At 60.2% G+C, this 6,215-nt stretch carries 5 protein-coding genes and 1 pseudogene; 3 read left to right on the top strand and 3 right to left on the bottom strand.

Translation table 11 applies throughout. From position 1 onward, the window contains the following. The 3 genes from WCB02_RS15605 to WCB02_RS15595 all read left to right on the top strand — a co-directional run. Positions 1-279 (top strand): hypothetical protein (locus WCB02_RS15605; RefSeq protein WP_423959264.1); only part of this gene is annotated, 279 nt, incomplete at its 5' end. Between the two features lie 47 nt (positions 280-326). Continuing rightward, the gene (locus tag WCB02_RS15600) at positions 327-722 is read left to right on the top strand and encodes a DUF421 domain-containing protein (RefSeq protein ID WP_423959262.1); all 396 of its coding nucleotides are present in this window, start codon (positions 327-329) and stop codon (positions 720-722) included. 273 nt (positions 723-995) lie between these two features. Beyond that, positions 996-1,298, top strand: coding sequence for a DUF6894 family protein (locus WCB02_RS15595; protein WP_423959260.1), 303 nt, complete (start codon positions 996-998; stop codon positions 1,296-1,298). 133 nt (positions 1,299-1,431) lie between these two features. Here WCB02_RS15595 and malQ read toward each other — a convergent pair. From malQ to WCB02_RS15580, 3 genes and pseudogenes are all read right to left on the bottom strand, one after another. Beyond that, positions 1,432-3,398: pseudogene (gene malQ / locus WCB02_RS15590) on the bottom strand (4-alpha-glucanotransferase). A gap of 20 nt (positions 3,399-3,418) precedes the next feature. Beyond that, the gene (treZ, locus tag WCB02_RS15585; protein WP_423959258.1) at positions 3,419-5,359 is read right to left on the bottom strand and encodes a malto-oligosyltrehalose trehalohydrolase; all 1,941 of its coding nucleotides are present in this window, start codon (positions 5,357-5,359) and stop codon (positions 3,419-3,421) included. Positions 5,360-5,641: 282 nt separating this feature from the next. Continuing rightward, complete coding sequence (locus WCB02_RS15580) at positions 5,642-5,965, bottom strand: hypothetical protein (protein WP_423959256.1); 324 nt, start codon at positions 5,963-5,965, stop codon at positions 5,642-5,644. Positions 5,966-6,215 lie beyond the last annotated feature (250 nt).

Here is a 6,215-nt window from a genome sequence, read left to right as displayed (position 1 = left end):
GAGCTGTCTGCCGGAGAAGGGGGGTCGTCGCGGGCGCGGGTGTTCATCAGCAACGTTCTCATCGAGCCGCTCGGACTTCAGCAGGTTGTCCCGCAGCCAAACAGGACTGAGGCAATGGGTGGGGGCGCAATCTACGACTTCGCGATCCCTCCCGGCCAGGACAGTGCCTTAGTGCGGTTCATCCTTAAACCGTCCTCCGTGGGGCCGGTGAGGGCTGAGATTCGCGAGGGCGGCCCCGCCGGCGAAGGGCTGTCTTGGACCCAGTTGGTATTGCCATGAACATCGTCTTGCGCGCAGCCGCTGGATACCTGATTTTGTTATTTGCGATGCGGCTGATCGGGCGCCGTACGGCCAGCATGATGGCCCCGTTCGATCTCGTCCTGCTGTTCCTGTTCGGCGGCATCACGATCGGCGCGGTGGTGGGCGAGGACCATTCGATGGTTGGCGCGGTTTCGGCCGTGTCCACCATCGGTCTGATGCACATCCTGGTCTCCTGGGCCAAGGCCCGCTTCCAACTGGTGAGCCGTATCGTCGACGGTACGCCGATCATCGTCTTCGAACACGGCCGTTGGGACATCGAGCGAATGCGCGCCTTGCGGTTGAGCGAGCAGGACGTGATGGCGGCCGCCCGCCAGCGCGGTCTGGAGCGGCTGGAGCAGGTTCGCTACGCCGTAGCCGAGCGCGACGGCAAGATCGCCATCATTGAGAACAAGGGCAGCTGAAGGCCGATCACATGGCAGACCGCAATGCGTGATGGGCCCGGGCTCGCCGGCAGCTTGCGCCTCCGGATCTATGGGCGAGCAGGGCGGCTCGAATAGTTCCAGGAGCGCCGCGTCTCTGATCGGGCGCTATTGGCGATGGACTTGATGGATTTCATCGTCAGGCTGTGACGGCGAAGCGCCGCCTGAGCACGATAACTTGGCCAGGCCTTCCCCGTCCGATTCGGGTGCCAAGTCGGCGCGGGCTCGAGAGATGATCCCATATCAGCGATCGATATGGCGCAGCTCGCCACCCCGTTGTTCGGAACCGAGCTCATCCTGTGCTGGTTGTGTTTCCAAATGCCGCTTTATCGATTCAATCTTGAGGATCATCACTTCATCGCCGACCGCGGTGTGCATGACTGCGTCGACGAGGAGCACGCCGGGGAAATCGCCGACGAAATCGCCGATCGCCTTGTGCAGATCGAGCCGGAGCTTGTCTGGGGTGGGCACGCCATTGTCGTACGCAACGAACACAACGTCCAGGTCTATCGGGCGAACATGGATCGCACTTCGATTCATAGCCGCCGCCGGAATTGAACCTGCACGGCCAGGCGGGCCTGGCGAATCGGTGTCCGCGGCAATTTCCCAGGTGCGGTCGTCGCGGCGGTCGTATTCCGGTGGCCGGTCGGCCGTCCACACGTTGAACCGGCTCAAGCCAGATCGCGCCTTCTCACGGTCGCAGGCGCTCAGCACGAAGGATTTCGATGAGCTTGCGCATCCGATGATTTTCGAGAAATTCGTCCAGGTCGGACGAATATTTTCGGCGCCAGTTCGGGTGTTTCGTCGATGTCGCCGGAACGTTGACAGGGGCGTGCTCGCCCAGCAGATCATCCAACTGAGCCATGGCCAGGATCGAACGCGTTTGCCCCAGGAAGCGGTGCACCGCCAAGGAGAATTGCTGGGCCTCGACCGGATGAGATAACTCCAGCGCCTTGAGCGCGGCGGCCCGTTCGGCGCTTCGTCGGGCGCGTTGTTGGACTGCGTCCTGTGCGGACGGATAGAGTCCCAATCGCTGTTTAAGCTCGATGTCGCCTTCGACAAGCCAGCTGCTCAGGGTCGGCAGGTCATGGCTCCCGGCCACAGCCACCGCCAGAACCGGGTATCTTTCGGGGGCCACGAAACCGTTAGTCTCGTCCTGTTCGAAAAAAATCACGCGATACGACAGGATATTTGCCGAGGCCATCCTTTCGCGAAACCCCGCAGGCACGGTGCCGAGGTCTTCGCCCACCACGATACAGCGATGACGATGGCTTTCCAGGGCGAGTATTCCGATCAAGTCGTCAACCGGATAATTGATGTAGGCGCCTTGCGAAGCGGTCGCCCCTTGCGGAATGCAATAGAGCCTTTGCAATCCCATGATGTGATCGATGCGAATGCCTCCGGCATGTCGCATGTTGGCGCGCACCAAATCGATGAAGGGGCGGTAGGCTTGCCTCCGCAATGCGACGGGATTGAAGGGCGCCAGGCCCCAGTTCTGGCCACCGGATTCAAGATGTCGGGCGGCGCTCCTACCTCGGTAGACCGCAGGAAATCCATAGGTCGCGACCACGTTTCGCACCCGGTACGGTCGCAGCCGACCGCGAGAGCCCTGTAAAGACCTATTTTCATGCCTGCGGCCGCCGTGGCATCGCGTGCAGCCGAAAGCTGCTGATCGGCGATCCATTGCAGCCAATTCAAGAACTGTATTTCATTCGAATGTTGCTGCCTGAATTGAATTGCGCCGGCGGAATCCGGCGAGCGAAACGTTTCGGGCCAACGCTGCCATTCATCCAGCGTCGGGTCGAGGCGAACAAGGTCATCGCGCAACGCTTGAAAAAGCGACGAGCGCTGCAGGGCGTCGCCCCCATCCGCCAAAAAGGCGTCGAATTGTCGTTCTCGTGCTTCGCTGGCATGGAACTTGAACCATTCAAATACCAGCCCGAGTGCTTCCAATTTCAGCCGAGTAACGCCCGTGTAGTCCACTTGAGGAGAGCTGCGGCACCGTGCAAGAGCCGCCTCAAACTTGCGGGAGACGACCAAGTCGCGAGCCCTGGAGAACGGGAACTCGGGGATTGCCTCCACGTCTATGTAGAGGATGTTGAGGAACTGGCGGCTTGCCGGGGAATACGGGCTGGCATGCTCCGGTTTATCGGTGAACATCTGATGCAACGGATTAAGGCCCAGGACGTCGCAACCCCAGCCGGCCGCCAGCTGGCCCAATCGAGCGAGGTCGTGGAAGTCACCAATTCCCCAGTTGCGCACCGAGCGCAGCAGATACAGCTGCAGGGAAATCCCCCACGATCGTTGTCCCGCCCCAAAGGCATCTGGCAGATAACAGCGCGATGGCGTTACGATGAGACAAGAGCAAGCGTTCAGATCTGGCAGTTCGAGTTTATGATAGCCGAAAGGGATACACCGCAGCTCAAGCCAGCCCGTGAGTCGTTTTCCGTCGCGTGATGCCTCTCGAATGTTGTCCGCGATGCCCTGTCGCCGCTCTCCGCTTTCCAGCGTGAGCGTCCAGGCCAATGGCCGCTCCGGCGGGCGCGAGAGCTCGACGGTCACCGCTCCCTGATGAGGACGAACAACCAGGACGGGGTCCAGGAACGGCTCGTTTGCCAATTCCTGTTCCTCCTCATCCTGCTCTGATGGCACCCCCATGTTGTGCAGGAGCGTCGCCATCACAGCGGGATTGGCCGACACTGTCGCGCCGAGGGCGTCCTGACAGTGCGTGGCGACCCCGTATTTCTCCGCGAGCGCCTGGAGGCGTCCGGACATCGCTCAGCCCTTTCGTTGAGGAGTGCACGTTGGCCTCGACCCTCGATGGTCCAGACAACGCTCCAAGGATCAATGGCGTTGATGCCGGCGGTGTTGGTTGACCAAAGCAGGCGGCTGCCCGGATCGCAGCCCCCTGGATCGATATTGGCAAGCTCCCGACTCGCGAGATTTGCAACGAGCCGCAGGCGGGCGCGGTCGCCCATGGTCCAGCGCACCGAAAACGCGCCGTCGCCTAACAGCTGGTAACTTGCACAATTGCCGCTGATGTTGTGGAGACGGGGAACGATTTCCCGGTGGCGGATGGTCAGCAGTTCGCGGTACAAAGCGGCCCATTCGGCATGCATCCCTTCCGCAGCTTCCGTCCAATCCAACGTTGCCGACTGATAGGTCGCCTCCGACGTCGGATCAGGGATTTGCTCGCGTTGACGCGGATTGCGGAACTCGGGAAATTTAGCAAATTCCGCCCTTCGCCCTTCACGTACCGCGTCGGCAAGTTCAGGTTCGAAATGGGCAAAGAATGGAAAGGGCCGCGAGGCGGCGAATTCCTCTCCCATGAAGAGCATCGGGATCTGAGGGAGCAAAAGATAGACCGATATGATGGCGCGCACCGCTGTCCTCGGCGCAAACGAAGTTATTCTGTCGCCAAAGGCGCGGTTGCCGACCTGATCGTGGTTTTGAATGAATGCGACAAAGGCGGTGGGAGGCAAGTGGCGGCTGCTCTCACCCCGCGGGCTGCCGCGATAAGCCATGAATTCGCCTTGGAACGCAAATCCCTCGGCCAGCGCACGAGCAAGCCTGTCGGTGCGGCCGGCATAGTCGATGTAGTATCCCGAGGTGTCTCCGCTGGCAGCCGCATGCAGCGCGTGATGGACATCGTCGTTCCATTGCGCCGTGTAGTAGATCGGCTTGCCGTCGAGCCGTTCGAGGGGCGCAGCCTCGTTCTCTTCATTCTCAAGCAGCAGATGCACGTGCCGCCTGGGCGCCGCACCTCGAACCCGGCTCGCCAGTTCGTCCAGGATGTGATTGTCGCTGTCGTCCTTGATGGCGTGAACGGCGTCAAGCCGGAGTCCGTCAAAGCGAAATTCGGCAATCCAATAGATTGCATTCTGAATGACGAATTCCCGTACCAGGTCGGACCCGGTCGCATCGAAGTTGACCGCCGAACCCCATGGTGTCTTGTGATGCTCGGTAAATATTGGCGAATAGGCGGGAAGGTAATTGCCGTCGGGTCCGAAGTGATTGTAGACGACGTCAAGAAACACCATGATATTTCTGGCATGAGCCGCATCGATCAGCGCCTTGAGGTCGTCCGGTCGGCCATAGCTCGAATCGGGCGCAAACGGCAAGACGCCGTCGTAGCCCCAGTTGCGGTTGCCGGGGAAGTCGGCGATCGGCATGATTTCGATGGCGGTTATTCCGAGATCCGCGAGATAATCCAGCCGGTCCATTGCGCCGCGAAAACTGCCTTGCCGCGTAAACGCGCCGACATGAAGTTCATAAATCACGCATTCTTCCCAGCGCCGTCCCATCCAGGCAGCTTGACGCCACCGGTAGTGATGGGGATCGACAACTTCGCTCGGACCATGCACGTCGGCGGGCTGAAATCGCGAGGCCGGATCGGGCACCTCGAGGCCGTCCCGAAGACGAAACTTGTACAAGCTGCCCGCCCGGGCCCTGGCCGTCACGATGTCATGCCAACCATCGTCCGATTTGCTCATGGGCAATACATCGCTGTTGCCCAGCACGAGCGAAACCTCGTCCTGATTGGGAGCCCATAAACGGAAGTGAACGCCTCCATCCACGGGCTCGGCGCCAAATCTCTTTTGCGGCTGATATCTTAACATTGTGCTCCAGACCAAGTTGTTCGCTTGCGAGAAACTAATCAGCAGGCGGGCTGTTCCTAATCAGCAAAAATGAGAGCGGAGCGAGTTGCCGATATTTACCGCGAGCTGTCGGTTACCGCGGCCGGGTGCGTCGCCGCAACGGTCGATCGTGCGCCGGTCCACCCCGTCAATAAGGGCAACAGGACCTCGCCTGAGTTTGTGGCTGGTCCAAGCCCGCGTCGGAACCAGCTTGAGATCCGGCCAATATGCCCTAGTCTACCTGCTTGCCATATCCTGATCGTATCATTTGAGACGCAGTTCCAGGGGACACTGTCGCGATGTTCGACACAGGCAAAATTGTTGCATGGAAGTTTCGAGGGCATTCGCTGCTGTCGACTGGCGATCCGGCTTTTCCCCTGCCAGCTCCGCGAGCTGTCCCCCAACGAGGATTTGATAGAGCAGGGCGATGACCCCAGCGTTTCCGTGCTCGTCGTGCAAGGCGTTGTCGGCCGCTATCATCTCTTGGAAACAGCCGTCGCCAGTATCTTTCGTTTGAAAATGAGCGGCGATGTTCCGCGATGCCTGCTGTTTCTCGATCACATTTGGATTGCAACGGTCAATCGGCACCGCTTCGCTCGACCGGAGCGATGGAGTTTCGCAATAGCCGGCTTAACGTGTGAAACTGGCGCCGGATGAAAGATATCGGTCAGTTCGATCCCGGCTATTTGCATCTGCGAAAATCGAAACAGCGTCGCTGCAGTCATCCTCCCGTCGTCGGCGTTTGCCAGGTAGCACGGGTCAGTCTCGTCGGCGCGTCTTTCAGCGCCATGCCGACCAGGGTCTTCATGATGAGCACGACGGCAGCAATGGTCTCGGC

Source organism: Bradyrhizobium sp., from assembly GCF_049581145.1.
In the GTDB taxonomy this organism is placed as follows: Bacteria; Pseudomonadota; Alphaproteobacteria; order Rhizobiales; family Xanthobacteraceae; genus Bradyrhizobium.
The sequence above is the reverse complement of the archived record's forward strand: the minus strand, read 5'-3'. Positions and strand labels throughout refer to the sequence as shown.

Coding starts and splice junctions, on each gene's coding strand:
- WCB02_RS15600 (WP_423959262.1), top strand. CDS start 327: ATGCGGCTGATCGGGCGCCGTACGGCCAGCATGATGGCCCCGTTCGAT.
- WCB02_RS15595 (WP_423959260.1), top strand. CDS start 996: ATGGCGCAGCTCGCCACCCCGTTGTTCGGAACCGAGCTCATCCTGTGC.
- treZ (WP_423959258.1), bottom strand. CDS start 5,359: ATGTTAAGATATCAGCCGCAAAAGAGATTTGGCGCCGAGCCCGTGGAT.